12 protein-coding genes are annotated in these 18,352 nt (G+C 71.7%); 6 read left to right on the top strand and 6 right to left on the bottom strand.

Annotated features, from left to right (window positions below):
* Positions 1–206 precede the first annotated feature (206 nt).
* Positions 207–3,041 (top strand): preprotein translocase subunit SecA, encoded by a 2,835-nt coding sequence (gene secA / locus ACZ4Z1_RS15010; RefSeq protein WP_468486997.1) that lies wholly within the window; start codon positions 207–209, stop codon positions 3,039–3,041.
* A 181-nt stretch (positions 3,042–3,222) separates the two neighbouring features.
* Here secA and ACZ4Z1_RS15005 read toward each other — a convergent pair whose 3' ends face one another.
* Positions 3,223–3,747 carry an Rv3235 family protein gene (locus tag ACZ4Z1_RS15005; protein ID WP_468486996.1) on the bottom strand — a complete coding sequence of 175 codons (525 nt, stop codon included), beginning with the start codon at positions 3,745–3,747 and terminating at the stop codon, positions 3,223–3,225.
* A gap of 309 nt (positions 3,748–4,056) precedes the next feature.
* Here ACZ4Z1_RS15005 and ACZ4Z1_RS15000 point away from each other — a divergent pair, with 309 nt between their 5' ends.
* Both ACZ4Z1_RS15000 and ACZ4Z1_RS14995 read left to right on the top strand, forming a co-directional pair.
* Positions 4,057–4,569, top strand: a complete 513-nt coding sequence (locus ACZ4Z1_RS15000; protein WP_468486995.1) for a DUF6912 family protein — start codon at positions 4,057–4,059, stop codon at positions 4,567–4,569.
* A 93-nt stretch (positions 4,570–4,662) separates the two neighbouring features.
* Positions 4,663–5,355: an HAD family hydrolase gene (locus ACZ4Z1_RS14995; protein ID WP_468486994.1), complete on the top strand. Its 693-nt coding sequence runs from the start codon at positions 4,663–4,665 to the stop codon at positions 5,353–5,355.
* A 93-nt stretch (positions 5,356–5,448) separates the two neighbouring features.
* Here ACZ4Z1_RS14995 and ACZ4Z1_RS14990 read toward each other — a convergent pair whose 3' ends face one another.
* Entirely contained in the window at positions 5,449–6,015 is a 567-nt protein-coding gene (locus ACZ4Z1_RS14990; RefSeq protein ID WP_468486993.1) for a DJ-1/PfpI family protein, read from the bottom strand.
* Between the two features lie 544 nt (positions 6,016–6,559).
* Here ACZ4Z1_RS14990 and ACZ4Z1_RS14985 point away from each other — a divergent pair.
* Positions 6,560–11,533 carry an NAD-glutamate dehydrogenase gene (locus ACZ4Z1_RS14985; RefSeq protein ID WP_468486992.1) on the top strand — a complete coding sequence of 1,658 codons (4,974 nt, stop codon included), beginning with the start codon at positions 6,560–6,562 and terminating at the stop codon, positions 11,531–11,533.
* Between the two features lie 102 nt (positions 11,534–11,635).
* On the opposite strand, the gene ACZ4Z1_RS14980 is transcribed toward ACZ4Z1_RS14985, so the two are convergent.
* Both ACZ4Z1_RS14980 and ACZ4Z1_RS14975 read right to left on the bottom strand, forming a co-directional pair.
* Positions 11,636–12,454 (bottom strand): ABC transporter ATP-binding protein, encoded by an 819-nt coding sequence (locus ACZ4Z1_RS14980; RefSeq protein WP_468486991.1) that lies wholly within the window; start codon positions 12,452–12,454, stop codon positions 11,636–11,638.
* Positions 12,447–13,382 carry an ABC transporter permease gene (locus ACZ4Z1_RS14975; protein ID WP_468486990.1) on the bottom strand — a complete coding sequence of 312 codons (936 nt, stop codon included), beginning with the start codon at positions 13,380–13,382 and terminating at the stop codon, positions 12,447–12,449. The genes ACZ4Z1_RS14980 and ACZ4Z1_RS14975 overlap by 8 nt, the downstream gene beginning before the upstream one ends.
* A gap of 284 nt (positions 13,383–13,666) precedes the next feature.
* Between ACZ4Z1_RS14975 and ACZ4Z1_RS14970 the strand changes: the two genes are divergently transcribed.
* Together ACZ4Z1_RS14970 and ACZ4Z1_RS14965 are read left to right on the top strand one after the other, a co-directional pair.
* On the top strand, positions 13,667–14,299 hold the full coding sequence (locus ACZ4Z1_RS14970; protein WP_468486989.1) for a TetR/AcrR family transcriptional regulator: 633 nt from the start codon (positions 13,667–13,669) through the stop codon (positions 14,297–14,299).
* Between the two features lie 289 nt (positions 14,300–14,588).
* Entirely contained in the window at positions 14,589–16,823 is a 2,235-nt protein-coding gene (locus ACZ4Z1_RS14965) for a PIG-L family deacetylase (RefSeq protein WP_468486988.1), read from the top strand.
* Here the strand turns inward: ACZ4Z1_RS14965 and ACZ4Z1_RS14960 are convergent.
* Both ACZ4Z1_RS14960 and ACZ4Z1_RS14955 read right to left on the bottom strand, forming a co-directional pair.
* Complete coding sequence (locus ACZ4Z1_RS14960; protein ID WP_468486987.1) at positions 16,793–17,350, bottom strand: GtrA family protein; 558 nt, start codon at positions 17,348–17,350, stop codon at positions 16,793–16,795. The genes ACZ4Z1_RS14965 and ACZ4Z1_RS14960 overlap by 31 nt on opposite strands.
* A complete protein-coding gene (locus tag ACZ4Z1_RS14955; RefSeq protein ID WP_468486986.1) occupies positions 17,347–18,318 on the bottom strand; it encodes a glycosyltransferase family 2 protein in 972 nt (323 codons plus the stop codon). The genes ACZ4Z1_RS14960 and ACZ4Z1_RS14955 overlap by 4 nt, the downstream gene beginning before the upstream one ends.
* Positions 18,319–18,352: the final 34 nt, after the last annotated feature.

Here is an 18,352-nt window from a genome sequence, read left to right as displayed (position 1 = left end):
TCGTGCGTTCACGTAGGGAAAGGTGTGCACCGGGGAGCGGTGCGCTTCGCGGCGGTGGACCTCCCGGCCGGATGGGGTCCTCCTTTACGATGGCCGTTGCGGCGGGGCCTGCCCCTTGGAAAAATGCCGCGCCCGCGCACCCTCCCCCTGCCTGCGGCGGGGGGTACCCCCAGCGCCAGGCCCGACCGGCAAGGAGACCAGCCCAAGTGTCCGTCTTCAACAAGCTCATGCGTGCAGGCGAAGGAAAGATCCTGCGCAAACTGCACCGCATCGCGGGCCAGGTCAACTCCATCGAGGAGGACTTCGCGGCCCTCTCCGACGCCGAGCTGCGGGCGCTGACCGATGAGTACAAGGAGCGGTTCGCGGACGGCGAAACGCTCGACGACCTGCTGCCCGAGGCGTTCGCCACCGTCCGTGAGGCCGCCAAGCGGGTGCTCGGCCAGCGCCACTACGACGTTCAGCTGATGGGCGGCGCGGCCCTTCACCTGGGGTACGTCGCCGAGATGAAGACCGGTGAGGGCAAGACCCTGGTCGGTACGCTCCCGGCGTATCTGAACGCGCTGTCCGGCAAGGGCGTCCACCTGATCACGGTCAACGACTACCTGGCCGAGCGCGACTCCGAGATGATGGGCCGGGTCCACAAGTTCCTGGGCCTCTCGGTGGGTTGCATTCTCGCCAACATGACGCCCGCCGAACGTCGCGAACAGTACAACTGCGACATCACGTACGGCACGAACAACGAATTCGGCTTCGACTACCTGCGCGACAACATGGCCTGGTCGAAGGACGAGCTGGTCCAGCGCGGCCACAACTTCGCCATCGTCGACGAGGTCGACTCGATCCTGGTCGACGAGGCCCGTACGCCGCTGATCATCTCGGGTCCGGCGGACTCGGCCACCAAGTGGTACGGCGACTTCGCGAAGTTGGTCAAGCGCCTGAAGAGGGGCGAGCCGGCCAACCCGCAGCGCGGTATCGAGGAGACCGGCGACTACGACGTCGACGAGAAGAAGCGCACGGTCGGCATCCACGAGTCCGGCGTCAGCAAGGTCGAGGACTGGCTCGGTATCGACAATCTGTACGAGTCGGTCAACACGCCGCTGGTCGGGTACCTGAACAACGCGATCAAGGCCAAGGAGCTGTTCAAGCTCGACAAGGACTACGTCGTCATCGACGGCGAGGTCATGATCGTCGACGAGCACACCGGCCGTATCCTCGCCGGCCGCCGCTACAACGAGGGCATGCACCAGGCCATCGAGGCGAAGGAGGGGGTGGAGATCAAGGACGAGAACCAGACGCTCGCCACGATCACCCTCCAGAACTTCTTCCGCCTCTACGACAAGCTCTCCGGCATGACCGGTACGGCCATGACCGAGGCCGCCGAGTTCCACCAGATCTACAAGCTGGGCGTCGTCCCCATCCCGACGAACCGCCCGATGGTCCGCAAGGACCAGGCCGACCTGATCTACCGCACCGAGGTCGCCAAGTTCGCCGCGGTCGTCGAGGACATCGTCGAGAAGCACGAGAAGGGCCAGCCGATCCTGGTCGGCACCACCTCCGTGGAGAAGTCCGAGTACCTCTCCCAGCAGCTGAACAAGCGCGGTGTGCCGCACGAGGTCCTCAACGCCAAGCAGCACGACCGGGAGGCGTCGATCGTCGCCCAGGCCGGCCGCAAGGGCTCCGTCACGGTCGCCACGAACATGGCGGGCCGCGGTACGGACATCAAGCTGGGCGGCAACCCGGACGACCTCGCCGAGGCCGAGCTGCGCAACCAGGGCCTGGACCCGGTCGAACACGCCGAGGAGTGGGCGGCCGCGCTGCCCGCCGCCCTGGAGAAGGCCGAGGCCGCGGTCGAGGCGGAGTTCGAAGAGGTCAAGAGCCTCGGCGGGCTGTACGTGCTGGGCACCGAGCGGCACGAGTCGCGCCGTATCGACAACCAGCTGCGCGGCCGCTCCGGCCGGCAGGGCGACCCCGGCGAGTCCCGCTTCTACCTCTCCCTCGGTGACGACCTGATGCGCCTGTTCAAGGCCCAGATGGTCGAGCGGGTCATGGCGATGGCCAACGTCCCCGACGACGTGCCGATCGAGAACAAGATGGTGACGCGCGCCATCGCGTCCGCGCAGTCGCAGGTCGAGCAGCAGAACTTCGAGACCCGTAAGAACGTCCTGAAGTACGACGAGGTCCTCAACCGCCAGCGCGAGGTCATCTACGGCGAGCGGCGCCGCGTCCTGGAGGGCGAGGACCTCCAGGAGCAGATCAAGCACTTCATGGACGACACCATCGACGCCTACATCCAGGCGGAGACGGTCGAGGGCTTCGCCGAGGAGTGGGACCTGGACCGCCTGTGGGGCGCGTTCAAGCAGCTCTACCCGGTCAAGGTGACGGTCGAGGAGCTGGAGGAGGAGGCCGGCGACCGCGCCGGCATCACCTCCGACTTCATCGCGGAGGCCGTCAAGGAGGACATCCACCAGCAGTACGCGGCCCGTGAGGAGCAGCTCGGCTCCGACATCATGCGGGAGCTGGAGCGCCGCGTGGTGCTGTCCGTCCTGGACCGCAAGTGGCGCGAGCACCTCTACGAGATGGACTACCTCCAGGAGGGCATCGGCCTGCGGGCGATGGCCCAGAAGGACCCGCTGGTCGAGTACCAGCGCGAGGGCTTCGACATGTTCACCGCGATGATGGAGGGCATCAAGGAGGAGTCCGTCGGCTATCTGTTCAACCTGGAGGTCCAGGTCGAGCAGCAGGTCGAGGAGGTCCCGGTGGCGGACGCCGAGGAGAAGACCTCGCTGGACAAGGACGTCCAGGACGCCGTGCCCGCCGGGGCCGGCGCCGGGCGGCCGGAGATCCACGCGAAGGGCCTGGAGGCGCCGCAGCGCCCGGACCGGCTGCACTTCTCCGCGCCGACCGTGGACGGCGAGGGCGGTGTCGTCGAGGGCGACTTCACCAGCGATGACGCGGCCCCGGCCCGTTCGGAGTCGGACGGCCTGACGCGCGCGGAGCGCCGCAAGGCCCAGAAGAGCGGCGGGCGCCGCCGCAAGAAGTGACGGCACACCGCGCCCGGACGGGCGGGTGAGGCCGGGGCGCCGCAGCGGGAAGCTGCGGCGCCCCGGTTTTTTTCGTACAGGGGCGGCCGGGCCCCGGCCGGTTTCCTCGTACGGGGTCCCGGTCCCCTCCGCTCGCCGGGCCCGCGCGGCGGCCGTCTCCGTACCCGTCCGGCCGCCCCGGTCACCACACTCGGGTGGTCGGCCCGATGTCGAGGGCCGCGCAGCGCCACCGGGCGTCGCTGCCCAGCTCCAGCCGGAAGGCGAGGGCGCGCAGCCGTTCGCCGGAGGCGATGCGGGCGAACGCCTCGATGACGTCCGGGCGCGGCCGGCAGAGGCCGCAGTGGCGTACCGACGGGGCGGGGGCGTAGCGGCCCGCTCCGGGGCCCGTGGGCCGCAGGGGCGCCTGTGGGGCCAGTTCCACGAGGCGGTCGTACGCGGCGGGCAGCGCGTGCCCCAGGAGGGCGTGCACGGGGCGCCGGCCGCTGAGGGTGAGCAGCAGCTGTTCGGCGAACCAGGTGTGGGGCAGGGGCCGGGAGGCGCGGCCCCGGCCGGCCGGGGCCGCAGCCGTGCGGGGCCCGGCCGGGCGCCGGGTGTCGCGGCGTCCCGGCGGGCCGGTGCGGGAGCGGCCCGGGCCCGCGGTGGGTGGGGTCCTGGGGGAGGGGGTGCGGGCGGGTGGGAGGGCGTCGGTCTGGGTGGTGGTGAGCATGGTGGGCCCCCGTTCGGCCGGTCCGGTGGATACCGGTCAGTAGCTTCGGTGGGGCTCTTCTACCGGCGGGCGAACGAGGGCAGCAAGGGCCTGCGGCCGGGCCGCGCGGGCGGCCGGAAATTCACCCATCCGGGCGAGAGCGGGCGGCTGGACGGGTTCCCGGGGGTGCGCGCCCGGAAGGGGGCGGTGCCGGGGCGGCGGAACGGGAGCACGAAGGGGGACGCCTGCCCGTACCTCACGCCGTACCCCGCGCCCGTATGCTGGCGGACAGATTTTCCAGACCCAGTGATGTGAGCGGAAGCGGCAGCCATGCGCGTGTATGTCCCCCTGACCCTGCCCGGACTCGCGGCGGCGCACGAGGCCGGGGAGTTGGGCCCCGGCCCGCTGGACGCCTACGCCGTCACGCCCGCGCTGCGCGAGTGGTACGTCTCCGACGACATCGAGGAACTGGAGTACGCGGCGCTCAACCGGGCCGCGCAGGGCTCGCTGCGCCGGCTCGCGGCCGATCCGCGGGCCCCGCGGCGCCGGGTCGTGGTGGCCGTGGACGTACCGGACGGCGCGGCCGTGGCCGATCCCGACCGGGGCCTGGACCAGGCGGCGCTGGGCGAGGTCCGGATCGCCGGGCCGGTGCCGATGACCAAGGCGGCGGCGGTGCACGTCGACTCCGGCGACGCGGCCGAGGACGTCGCGGCGGCCGCCGACGCGCTGGGTGCCGCGGACCTCGGCGACGAGGACGCGCGGTTCACGGTCGACGGCGCGGAGGACCACGAGCTGATGTGGTTCGGCGTGCAGGAGATTCCGAATCTGATCGCTGACTGCTGAATGCTGATCGCCTGACGGCTCGCGGGTTCCGCGGGCCCCGTGGTTCCGCCACCCGCGACTGGGCTGTCAGTGGTCATGGGTACGGTCTTGGGCATGGGGACGCACGCGACGCACATCGTCTGGGACTGGAACGGAACGCTCTTTCACGACACCGAAGCGGTGATGGGCGCGACCAACGCCGCCTTCGCCGAGCTCGGACTGCCCCCGATAACCCTCGAACGCTACCGGGAGCTGTACTGCGTCCCGGTCCCGCGGTTCTACGAGCGGCTGATGGGGCGGCTGCCGACGGACGAGGAGTGGCTGGCCATGGACGGGGCGTTCCAGCGGCACTACGCCGTCCACCGGCCCGCGTGCGGGCTCACGGAGGGCGCGGAGCGGTTGCTGGAGAGCTGGCAGCAGGCGGGCCGCAGCCAGTCGATCCTGAGCCTGTACGGGCACGACGAGCTGATGCCGCTGGTGCGGGGCTTCGGCATCGAGGCGCGCTTCGTGCGCGTGGACGGCCGCACGGGTCCTTCCGGCGGGAGCAAGAGCGAGCACATGGTGCGCCACCTCGCGGCCCTGTCCGCCGGACCGTCCGGGAACGGCGGGGCGGGACGGATGGACCCGGGCCGTACGGTCGTGATCGGTGACGCGGTGGACGACGCGGTGGCCGCACGGCACGCGGGCGCCCACGCGGTGCTCTACACAGGCGGATCGCACAGCCGGGCCAGCCTGGCGGCCGCGGGGGTGCCGGTGGTGGACACGCTGGCGGAGGCCGTGGAGCTCGCGGAGGAGATCGCCGCGTAGCCGGTGCGGGAGCCCGGAGCGGGCCGGACCCGGCCGGACACCGTCCGGCGAAGGCTCACGCCCCGGTCACCCCGGCCACGGCCCGCCGAAGGCTCACGTCACCGGCGCCTTGGTCCGGAGCACCGCGATGAATTCGCGCATCCATCCGGAGAGGTCCGGCCAGGCGCGGGAGGAGACCAGGGTGCCGTCCACGACGGCCTCGGCGTCCCGGAAGGTGGCGCCGGCGGCCTGCATGTCCATTTCGAGGGCGGGGTAGGCGGTGACCCGGCGCCCGTTGAGGCCGCCGATCGCGGCGGTCAGCAGCGGCCCGTGGCAGATCTGGGCGACGGGCTTGTCCGCGTCGAAGAAGGACTTCACGAGCTTGCGCAGCTCGGGGTCGTTGCGCAGGTATTCGGGCGCGCGCCCGCCGGGCACCACGAGCGCGGCGTACTGCCCCGGGTCGACCTCGGAGAAGGCCAGGTCGGCGGGCCAGGTGTAGCCGGGTTTCTCGGTGTAGGTGTCGAAGCCCGGTTCGAAGTCGTGCACGACCAGGCGCAGGGTCTTGCGGGCGGGGGCGGCGACGTGCACGTTGTAGCCCTCCTCGCGCAGCCGCTGGTAGGGGTAGAGGACCTCCAGGGACTCCGCCGCGTCGCCGGTCACGATCAGGATCTTGGCGGCCATGCCGTCCACCTCCGCTCGGGTCGCGTACCCCGCGCGGACGTGCTGTTCGTCACATCCGCGCGCCGTGGGCCGTTCCTCGCCTGTCCCGCGCAACGTCCTCCGGATCGCCGTCCTTGCCAAGCCCCCGCGGGATACCGCGGGATTCCAGGGGCGGCGGCACGCCGTCCCGTCGCTGTCCGGACCGTCAAATTTCGGCTAGTGGTTTTGTACACAGCTGGACCATGACGGCACCCCTGCCGGGAGCGATAGCCTTGCATCGTGATCAGCGCGATAACCCGCGGGGGCATCGAGGCCCTCGCCGTGCGCCCGGGACAGCACAGTGACCGGGCGGCCGCTGATCGTTGCGAGAAGGACCGGACACCGGCCCCGACCGGGCCGGTGCCCAGCGGTCCGGCCATCGCTCATCGCGGCACTGCGTCGTCTCCGACCGGACTCTTCCCCGCGTTGCGGCGGGGGAACCCTCACCGGTCGTGCCGGCGTCGTGCGGCTTCCACGGAGTTCATCCACGACGTCACGCAACGGCGCGCGACAGGAGCCAGAGGACATGCAGACCAAGCTGGACGAAGCCAAGACCGAGCTGCTCGCGCGGGCCGCCCGGGTCGCTGAAAGCAGCCCGGCCGGGGGACAGGCACCGGTGCAGGGTCTCGACCCGGACACCCTCCTGGGATACCTCCAGCGCTACTACCTGCACACCGCGCCGGAGGACCTGACCGGCCGCGACCCGGTGGACGTCTTCGGCGCCGCGCTCTCCCACTACCGGCTGGCCGAGAACCGGCCGCAGGGCACCGCCAACGTCCGGGTGCACACCCCGACGGTCGAGGAGAACGGCTGGACCTGCAGCCACTCCGTCGTCGAGGTCGTCACCGACGACATGCCCTTCCTCGTGGACTCGGTCACCAACGAGCTGTCGCGTCAGGGCCGCGGCATCCACGTGGTGATCCACCCGCAGGTGATCGTCCGCCGGGACGTGACCGGCAAGCTGATCGAGGTCCTCGACAACACGTGCGACCTGCACGGCCGCACCGGCACGGACAAGGCGGGCAACGGCAAGGGCCGGGACCTGCCGCACGACGCGCTGATCGAGTCCTGGATCCACGTCGAGATCGACCGGGAGACCGACCGCGCCGACCTCAAGCAGATCACCAACGACCTGCTGCGGGTGCTGTCCGACGTGCGCGAGGCCGTCGAGGACTGGGAGAAGATGCGCGACTCCGCGCTGCGCATCGCCGACGAGCTGCCCGCCGAGCCGACCGCCGACGACCTGCGTGACCAGGAGGTCGACGAGGCCCGCGAGCTGCTGCGCTGGCTGGCCGCGGACCACTTCACCTTCCTCGGTTACCGCGAGTACGAGCTGACCGCGGTCCCCGGCGAGTCCGGCGCCGATGAGGACGTGCTGAGCGCGGTGCCCGGCACCGGTCTGGGCATCCTGCGCTCCGATCCCGCGCACAGCGGCGACGACGGCCACCCCGTCTCCCCGTCGTTCAACCGGCTCCCCAAGGACGCGCGCGCCAAGGCCCGCGAGCACCGGCTGCTGATCCTGACCAAGGCCAACAGCCGCTCCACCGTGCACCGCCCCTCGTACCTCGACTACGTGGGCGTCAAGAAGTTCGACGCGGACGGCAACGTCATCGGCGAGCGCCGGTTCCTCGGCCTGTTCTCGTCGGCCGCGTACACCGAGTCCGTACGCCGGGTGCCGGTCATCCGCCGCAAGGTCGCCGAGGTGCTGGACGCGGCCGGCTTCACCGCGAACAGCCACGACGGCCGCGACCTGCTGCAGATCCTGGAGACCTACCCGCGCGACGAGCTGTTCCAGACGCGCGTCGACCAGCTGCAGTCGATCGTCACCAGCGTCCTGTACCTCCAGGAGCGCCGCCGGCTGCGGCTGTACCTGCGCCAGGACGAGTACGGGCGCTACTTCTCGGCGCTGGTCTACCTGCCGCGGGACCGCTACACCACCGGCGTACGGCTGCGGCTGATCGACATCCTCAAGGAGGAACTGGGCGGCACCAGCGTCGACTTCACCGCCTGGAACACCGAGTCGATCCTCTCCCGGCTGCACTTCGTCGTGCGCGTCGAGCCCGGTGCGACGCTGCCGGACCTCACCGACGCCGACGCCGAGCGCATCGAGGCGCGCCTGGTCGAGGCCGCCCGCTCCTGGGCCGACGGTTTCGCCGAGGCGCTGACCGCCGAGGTCGGCGAGGAGCGCGCCGCCGAGCTGCTGCGCCGCTACAACCACGCCTTCCCCGAGGGCTACAAGGCCGACAACCCGCCGCGCAGTGCGGTCGCCGACCTCCAGCACCTGGAGAAGCTGACGTCGGCGGGCGGCAACGACTTCGAGGTCAGCCTGTACGAGCCGGTCGGCGCGGGCCCCGACGAGCGCCGCTTCAAGATCTACCGCACGGGTGAGCCGGTCTCCCTGTCCAAGGTCCTGCCGGTGCTGAACCGCCTCGGTGTCGAGGTCGTCGACGAGCGCCCGCACGAGCTGCGCTGCACCGACGGCGCCACCGCCTGGATCTACGACTTCGGGCTGCGCATCCCCGAGCGGATGAACGGCGACGACGCGCGCGAGCGGTTCCAGGAGGCCTTCACGGCGGTGTGGACCGGTCGCGCGGAGAGCGACAACTTCAACAAGCTGGTCCTGCGGGCCGGGCTGAACTGGCGCCAGGCGATGGTGCTGCGCGCGTACGCCAAGTACCTGCGGCAGGCCGGTTCGACGTTCAGCCAGACGTACATGGAGGACACCCTCTCCAACAACGTCCACACCACCCGGCTGCTGGTCAGCCTCTTCGAGGCGCGGATGTCCCCGGAGCGGCAGCGGGCCGGCACCGAGCTGACCGACGGGCTGCTGGAGGAGCTGGACGGGGCGCTGGACCAGGTCGCGAGCCTGGACGAGGACCGCATCCTGCGGTCGTTCCTCACCGTCATCAAGGCGACGCTGCGCACCAACCACTACCAGAAGAACGGCGACGGGCAGCCGCACTCCTACCTGTCGATGAAGCTGGACCCGCAGGCCATCCCGGACCTGCCGGCGCCGCGCCCGGCGTACGAGATCTGGGTGTACTCGCCGCGCGTCGAGGGTGTGCACCTGCGCTTCGGCAAGGTCGCGCGCGGTGGTCTGCGCTGGTCGGACCGGCGGGAGGACTTCCGTACGGAGGTGCTCGGCCTGGTCAAGGCGCAGATGGTCAAGAACACCGTGATCGTGCCGGTCGGTGCCAAGGGCGGCTTCGTCGGCAAGCGGCTGCCGGACCCGTCGGTGGACCGGGACGCGTGGCTGGCGGAGGGCATCGCCTGCTACAAGACGTTCATCTCCGGCCTGCTGGACATCACCGACAATCTGGTCGGCGGCGAGGTCGTGCACCCCGCGGACGTCGTACGGCACGACGAGGACGACACCTACCTCGTCGTCGCGGCCGACAAGGGCACCGCGACGTTCTCCGACATCGCCAACGAGGTCGCGGAGTCGTACGGCTTCTGGCTCGGTGACGCGTTCGCGTCCGGCGGCAGCGCCGGGTACGACCACAAGGGCATGGGCATCACGGCCCGCGGCGCCTGGGAGTCGGTCGAGCGGCACTTCCGCGAGCTGGGCGTCAACACCCAGACCGAGGACTTCACCGTCGTGGGTGTCGGTGACATGTCCGGTGACGTGTTCGGCAACGGCATGCTGCTCAGCGAGCACATCCGGCTGGTCGCCGCCTTCGACCACCGGCACATCTTCCTCGACCCGGCCCCGGACGCGGCCACCTCGTACGCCGAGCGCCGCCGCCTGTTCGAGCTGCCGCGCTCCTCATGGGCGGACTACGACACCAAGCTGCTGTCGCAGGGCGGCGGCGTCCACCCCCGTACCGCCAAGTCCATCCCGATCAACGCGCAGGTGCGGGCCGCCCTCGGCATCGAGGCGGGCGTCAAGAAGATGACGCCGGCCGACCTGATGCGGGCGATCCTCGGGGCGCCGGTGGACCTGCTGTGGAACGGGGGCATCGGTACGTACGTGAAGGCGGCGGCCGAGTCGAACGCGGACGTGGGCGACAAGTCCAACGACGCGATCCGCGTCAACGGCGAGGACCTGCGGGTCAAGGTCGTCGGCGAGGGCGGCAACCTGGGCCTGACCCAGCTCGGCCGGATCGAGTTCGCCCAGAACGGCGGCAAGATCAATACCGATGCGATCGACAACAGCGCCGGTGTGGACACCTCCGACCACGAGGTGAATATCAAGATCCTGCTCAACTCCGTCGTCGGCGACGGTGACATGACGGTCAAGCAGCGCAACAAGCTGCTGGCCGAGATGACCGACGAGGTCGGCGCGCTGGTGCTGCGCAACAACTACGCGCAGAACACCGCGCTCGCGCTGGCCCAGGCCCAGTCCGCGAGCATGCTCCCCGCCCAGCAGCGCTTCATCCGCCGTCTGGAGCGCGACGGGCACCTGGACCGGGCGCTGGAGTTCATGCCCAGCGACCGCCAGATCAAGGAACGGCTGAACGCCGGCCGCGGCCTGACCCAGCCCGAGACCGCCGTGCTCCTCGCCTACACGAAGATCACGGTCGCCGACGCGCTGATCCAGACCGGGCTGCCGGACGACCCGTACTTCCAGCGCCTGCTGCACGCGTACTTCCCCAGCGCGCTGCGGGAGAAGTTCGCCGACCAGGTCGACGCGCACGCGCTGCGCCGCGAGATCGTCACGACGGTCCTGGTCAACGACACCGTCAACTCCGGCGGTACGAGCTTCCTGCACCGTATGCGGGAGGAGACCGGCGCCTCGCTCGAAGAGGTCGTACGGGCGCACACCGCGGCCCGCGCGATCTTCGGGCTCGGGACGGTCTGGGACGACGTCGAGGCCCTGGACAACACCGTCGCCGCCGACGTGCAGACCCGCATCCGGCTGCACACCCGGCGCCTGGTGGAGCGCGGCACCCGCTGGCTCCTCAACAACCGCCCGCAGCCGCTGGAACTCTCCGAGACCATCGGCTTCTTCACGGAGCGGGTCGCCGGGGTCTGGGCCGAACTGCCCAAGCTGCTGTGCGGCAGCGACCTGGAGTGGCACCAGCGCATCCTGGACGAGCTGACCGGGGCCGGGGTGCCGGCGCAGCTGGCCACCCGGGTGGCCGGGTTCTCCTCGGTCTTCCCCGCGCTGGACATCGTGGCCATCGCGGACCGCACCGGCAAGGAGCCGCTGGACGTCGCCGAGGTCTACTACGACCTGGGCGACCGGCTGCGGATCAACCAGCTCCTGGACCGCATCCTGGAACTGCCGCGCAACGACCGGTGGCAGTCGATGGCCCGCGCCTCCATCCGCGAGGACCTGTTCGCCGCGCACGCCGCGCTGACCAGCGACGTCCTGTCGGTGGGCAGCGACTCCGCGACGCCGGAGGAGCGGTTCAAGGCGTGGGAGGAGAAGAACGCGGCGATCCTCGGCCGCGCGCGCACCACGCTGGAGGAGATCCACGGGTCGGAGGGCTTCGACCTGGCGAACCTGTCGGTCGCCATGCGGACGATGCGGACGCTGCTGCGTACGCACAGCTGACGCTCACCACGTCGTGAAGCGGCGCGGTCCGGCACTGCCGGGCCGCGCCGCGGTCGTCACGGCGGCGCCCGCCGGGGCGGGGCGGCCGCCGCTGACGCGAGGTCAGGGGCGGGCGCCCTTCTCGTACGCCGTGACGACCTCCTCCGTGGGGCCGTCCATGACCAGTTCGCCCTTCTCCAGCCACAGGACGCGGTCGCAGGTGTCGCGGATGGCCTTGTTGTTGTGGCTGACGAGGAAGACCGTGCCCGCCTCCTCGCGGAGTTCGCGGATGCGGGCCTCGGAGCGCTTCTGGAAGGCGCGGTCGCCGGTGGCCAGTGCCTCGTCGATCATCAGTACGTCGTGGCTCTTCGCCGCGGCGATGGAGAAGCGCAGCCGGGCCGCCATGCCGGAGGAGTACGTCCGCATCGGCAGCGAGATGAAGTTGCCCTTGTCGTTGATGCCGGAGAAGTCCACGATGCCCGGGTAGCGGTCGCGGATCTCCTCGCGGGACATGCCCATGGCGAGGCCGCCCAGTACGACGTTGCGCTCGCCGGTCAGGTCGTTCATCAGGGCCGCGTTCACCCCCAGAAGGGACGGCTGGCCATGGGTGTAGACGCGGCCGGCGGCGGGCGGGAGCAGACCGGCGACGGCCCGCAGCAGCGTGGACTTCCCCGAGCCGTTGGAGCCGATCAGACCGATCGCCTCACCCTTACGGGCGACGAAGGTGACGCCTTTGACGGCGTGCACCTCCCGTACCCCGGCCGCGGGCCCGCGGCGCACCAGCCGCTGGAGGGCGGCGGTCGCGCTGCCCTTGCCCGCGCTGCCGCCGTACACCTTGTAGACGATGTGGACGTTGTCGCAGATGACGGTGGGGGCGCGGTCGCCGGGAGCGGGGGTGCCGTCCGGTGCCACGGGGGTGCGTTCGATGGTGGTCTCAGCCACGGCCGTATTCCTCCTCGGCCTTCCAGAAGAAGACGTATCCGGCGACACCGGCCAGCAGGGCCCAGCCCAGGGCCAGCGGCCACACGTGCGGCGGCAGGTCCTGTGCGCGCACCGTGTCGATCAGGGCGTACCGCATCAGGTCGATGTAGATCAGGGCGGGATTGCAGTTCAGGGCCACCGAGACGGCGTGCGGCGCGGTGCCGGTGAACGCGGAGAGGTTGTAGAAGACGCCGGAGACGTACATCCAGGTGCGCAGCACGAACGGCATCAGCTGCGCGGTGTCCGTGGTCTTCGCGCCGATACGGGCCATGACCAGGGCGAGACCGGTGTTGAAGACCGACTGGAGCAGCAGCGCGGGGACCATCAGCAGCCAGTGCCACGTCACCGGCACGCCGCAGATCAGCACGATGGCCGCCAGCACCCCCATGGAACAGATGAGCTGCTGGAGCTGGATGAGGGTGTGCGCCACCGGCAGCGCGGCGCGCGGGAAGTGCAGGGCGCGGACCAGGCCGATGCTGCCGGAGACGGCGCGGGTGCCGGCCAGGACCGTGGACTGGGTGAACGTGAAGACGAAGATGCCCGTGCACAGAAATGGGATGAAGTTCGGGATGCCGCGGCTGGTGTGCAACAGCACGCCGAAGATCAAGTAGTAGACGCCCGCGTTGAGCAGCGGGGTCATCACCTGCCAGAGCTGGCCCAGGCGCGCCGTGGTGTACATGGCGGTCAGCCGGGCGGTGGCGAAGGACGCGATGAAGTGGCGGCGCGCCCACAGGCGGCGGGTGTACTCGCGCAGGGGCGGGCGGGCGCCGCTGACGGTCAGGCCGTACTGCTCCGCCAGTGCCCGCAGGTCCGGGTCGGGCGGGGCGGCTGCCGGGACCACGGGCGACGCATCGGCGGCGCGGGCCGGTGGGGCGAGGGTCTGGGACATGAGGGCGGTCGCCTCCGGTCGGGTGAGGGAGGGGCGGGGCGTGGGCGTGGGGCGGCGGCACGTGGCGTGGGGTGGGTGGGGTGTGGACGGGTGCGGTTCGGTGCCGTGCCGTGCGGGCCCCGTGCCGCGCCGTGCGTGCCGCCGTCGGGCTGGGCGGCGGACGCGGCGGCGCTCCGGCTCGCCCGTTCGACGTCAGAACGCTCCCGTATCGTCGTAACGGTGCCGAGCGTACGACCGTGCGACGTCGAAACGCAACCGTTCCGTCGCGACGCTACGATCAAGGCATGGCAAAGGACGGCAGTGAAGTGACCAGGGCGCCGGGCGTGCCGGGCGGGCGGCGGGCACCGGCCGGGGCCGCCGTACTGCGCGAGGAGAAGACCGAGGCGATCCGCGCCGCGGTCTTCGCGGAACTCGCGGCGGTGGGGTTCGCGCGGATGTCCATCGAAGGCATCGCCCGGCGGGCGGGCGTCGGCAAGACCGCCGTCTACCGGCGGTGGCGCTCCAAGCTCCACCTCGTGCTGGACGTGGTCTCGGCGGTGGCCGCCGAGGGCCTGCCCGCACCGGACACCGGGTCGCTGCGCGGCGACGTACGGATGCTGCTGGAGGTCGCCGCCCGCGCGCTGCGGCACCCGATGGCATCGCAGATCATCCCGGACCTGCTGGCCGAGGCAGCCCGCAGCCCGGAGATCGCCGAAGCGCTGCGCACCGCCCTGCTCGACAGCCAGCAGGGCGTCGCGGCGGCGATGGTGGCCCGCGCGGTCGAACGCGGCGAGCTGCGCCCGGACGCCGACGCGCGCCTGGCGCTGGACCTGATGACCGGACCGCTCTACTGGCGCCTGATGGTCGTACGCGACGAACTCCCGAAGAGCTACCTGGACGAACTGGCCCTCGCGGTGGCATCGGCACTGGAGGCGTAGGACAGCCGCCCGGCCCGGCCCCGGCGCCACCCCTGCCCGTCCCCGACACGGCCCCACTCCGCCCCGCTCCGGCCCGGCCCCACCTCAGCCCGGCCCCACCTCAGCCCGGCCCCACCTCAGTCCGGCCCCACCTCGGCCCAGCCCTGCCCCCGACCTCGGGCTAATCAGGCGAGCGCCGCGCACCCCGCGCCCGAATACTGAAGAGGTGCAGTGCGCGAGGTGGCTCATCCCGGTGTGAGCCGGACGGTTACGAGTGGGGCGTTGCCGGGCGCCGCGGAGGGCCTGACCTGTGCCGACGCACCCGTCCCGGCTGTCCCGACGGCGTCTGCTCCAGGTCGCCGGGGGCGGCGCGGCCGCTGTCACGGTCGGCGCCGGGGGCTGGGCCTGGTTCGGGCCGGGGGCGCCGCTGTCGCAGATCGCCGACCCGGCGCTGGAACGGGAGGCCGCCGCGTCCGGTGCGGAGCAGGCGTTCCTGCACGTCATCGCGCACGCCGACGACTCCCTGTACTTCATGAACCCGGCGCTGGAGCAGTCGGTGCGCAGCGGCGCCCGCTCGGTGACGGTGTGCCTGACCGGCGGTGAGTCGGACGGCCGCAACACCGCCGGGCACGGGCGCGGGGACCGGGTGCCGCCGCGCGACCGCCCGGCGTTCGCGCGGGCCCGCACCAACGGGCTGCGGGCCGCGCACGCGGTGATGGCAACCGGCGACCCGCTCAGCCCCTGGGACATGGAGGCCATCTCCCTGCTGCCCGGTTTCCAGGCCGAGATCCAGACGCTGCGCGCCGCGCCGCACAACCAGCTGGTCTTCCTGGAGCTGGTGGAGGCGCGGACCGTCTCCGAGCCGCGTGCGCGGAGCCTGCGCGGCCTGTGGCTCGGCGCCGTCGACGTGCTGCCCACGCTGCGGTCGGAGGGCACTCCCGTACAGCGCACGTTCGAGTACACCCGTGGGGAGCTCGTCGCGTCGCTGGTCGCACTGCTGGAGCGGGTGCGGCCGACCGTGGTGCGCACCCTCGACCCGAACGCGGTGCACGCCCCGCACCGGCCGCCGTCCGCCGGCGACCGCAAGCTGCGCGGGCTCCTGTACCACGACCATCAGGACCACATCGCCTCGGCGTACTTCATGCAGGCGGCGCTGGCGGACTACTGGGGCCGTGGGCACGATCGCCCCACCGTCGTGGAGAACTACATCGGGTACGAGGCGGGCGTGCTGCCCAACAACGTCGACCTGCCGACCGCCCGGCGCAAGGCCGAGCTGCTGTCCGTCTACGGCTGGGCCGACGGCCGCGACTGCGGTGACCGGGCGGGCTGCGGCGACCGCAAGGTCGGCGGCTCGGCGCTGGACGGCTGGTCACGCAACTGGACACGCAGCACCCGGCTGCGCGCCCCCGGTTCGAACAGCTGGCTGCGGCCCCTGAAGGACGGCCGGCTCGCCGCCTTCGCCGTCCTGGACGGCACCGCCGTGTGCTGGGCCGAGACCGCGTCGGGCAACGGCACCTTCAGCGGCCCGCACCGGCTCGGCGGCGGCCTCCTCCAGGGCCAGATCCACGCCGTGAGCCATCCCGGGGGCGCGCTCCGGCTCTTCGCCTCCCGTACGGTGCTGCCCGCCCGCAACCACGCGCACCGCCGCGAGCTGCTGACCGCCCTGCAGAACGGCACCGCGCGGGACGGCGTACCGACCTTCGGCCCGTGGGAGTCGCTGGGTACCCCGGACGCCGCCCCGGTCATGTCCCTGGAGACGGGCTTCCCGGCGGCGGCCGTGGGCCAGGACGGCACGGTGCACGTCTTCGCCCGCGACTGGCGCGGCGGTATCGCCTACCGGAGCGGCCCCCAGGGCGGGGACTGGTCGCTGTGGCGGCACCTGGAAGCGCCGACGGCTCCCGCGGGCGGGCCCGGCCGGGTGCCGCGCCTCGTCGACGGGCTGGACGCGTGCGTCGACTCCGAGGGGCTGGTGCACGTCGTGGCGCCCAGCGACCGGGCCGTGCACCACTGGGTGTCGAAGGAGCCGGGGCAGATACCCGAGCCCACCGGGGACACCGGTCTGCCCGAGCCCGGAGGCCCGCTGAGCCTGGTGCCGCTGGGCGACGGGGAGGTGCGTCTCGCGTACCGGCAGAGCACCACGGCGCAGGTGCTGCTGGCCGAGCGGCGGCCGCGGCCCGGGTCCTGGCGGCCGGCGGCGCGGTACGAGCCGGTCGGCGGGTACGGGCGGGTGGCCGCGGCGGCCGTCGGCAAGCCCGCGCGGACCGTCGTGCTCGCGGGCCGGGACCACGCGGGCCTGCTGCGGTACGCGCTCAGTGGTCCGGACCGGGACGCGCCGGGCCGCTGGCTGACGGGGAAGGTGCCGCACTCGGGCGCGGCGGCTGTCGGGCAGGACACCGACGGGCGCGCGGTGCTGGCCGTCCTCGGCAACGACGGGCGGCTGCACGTGGTGCGGCAGCGGGACGCGGGGGCGGACGGCGCGTTCCAGGAGTGGACGGCCCAGCCGGTCCCGCGGGGTCAGACCGGCCCGGCGAAGCGCACCGGCTGAGCCTCGTCACCCGTACGGCCGTCCCCTTCGCCGTCCGGAGCGGTCTCCCCGGTCCCGCAGGTCTCCCCGGTCCCACAGGTCTCCTGTGTGTCCGGTACGGGCACGGTCCGCTCCCGAGCGGACCGCCCCGGCACCAGAATGCGTGTGGACACCAGATAGGTGAACGGGATCGCGATCACCGCGGCGACCAGCGGCGCGATACGGGTGCCGAGCCCGCACCAGTTCACCAGCACCACCAGGCCCGCGCTCTGCACCACGTAGTTGGTGACCTGGGTCAGCGGGAAGAGCAGGAACTTCTTCCGGCTGGGCCGGGTGCGGTAGGTGAAGTAGGTGTTCAGGAAGAACGAGCCCACCATGCTGAGCAGGAACGCGATCGTGTAGGCGGCGAAGTACGGCAGCCAGGGGTGCAGCGCCAGGTAGCACCCGTAGAACGTGAGGGTGTTGACGCCGCCGACGACGGCGAAGCGCAACAGCCGGCCCAGCCGCGGGCGCCGCAGGGGGAACCGGCCGTCCTTCCGACGCCTCATCGGCGCGTCCGCCCGGCGACCCGGGCCGTCGGGGTGTGCGTGGGCGTCGTCCCGTTGGTCTCCTTGATCAGGAAGTGCGGGCGGCGCTTGGTCTCGTAGTAGATGCGGCCGATGTACTCGCCGATCAGGCCGAGCATTACCATCTGCAGGCCGCCCAGGCCCACGATGATCGCCACCAGCGTCACATAGCCGGGGGCGGTGATGCCGCCGGCGACCGCGGCGCCGACGATCCACAGGGCGTACGCGGCGGCCAGCGCGGCCAGGCTCAGGCCCGCGTAGATCGCCACCCGCAGCGGGCGGCAGTTGAAGGAGATCATCCCGTCGATGCCGTAGTTGACCAGGGAGCCGAAGCACCACTTGGTCTCGCCGTTCTCGCGCCGGGCGTTGCGGTAGTCGAAGGTGACGGTGTCGAAGCCTATCCAGGAGAACAGGCCCTTGGAGAAGCGGTTGTACTCGGGCAGCGAGACCAGCGCGTCCACGGCGGTGCGCGACAGCAGCCGGAAGTCGCCGACGCCGTCGGCCAGTTCCACGTCGACCCACTTGTTGACGGCGCGGTAGTACAGCCGGCTGCACACGCTGCGCAGGGGTTTGTCGCCGTCCCGGCTGCGCTTGGCGATGACCTGGTCGTGGCCGAGCTGGTAGAGGTCGAGCATCTTCTCGATGAGCCGGGGCGGGTGCTGGAGGTCGGCGTCCATGAGGATCACGGCGTCGCCGGTGGCCTCCTTCAGGCCCGCGAGCATCGCGGACTCCTTGCCGAAGTTGCGGCTGAAGGAGAGGTAGCGGGTGGTGGGGCGGTGCTGCTGGGCGAGGGTGCGTATCCGGTGCAGCGTGCCGTCGGTGCTGCCGTCGTCGACATAGCACAGCTCGTACTCGACGGCGAGTGCGCCGAGCACCTCGCGGATCTCCTCGTCGAAGCGCCCGATGACTTCCTCTTCGTCGTAACAGGGGACAACGACCGAGAGCTTCATGTAGGGGCCCTTTCGCCGGGGCGGAGCGCGGCGG

The organism is Streptomyces sp. NPDC030165 (assembly GCF_055573595.1).
This window is presented reverse-complemented; position numbering and strand designations above follow the sequence as displayed.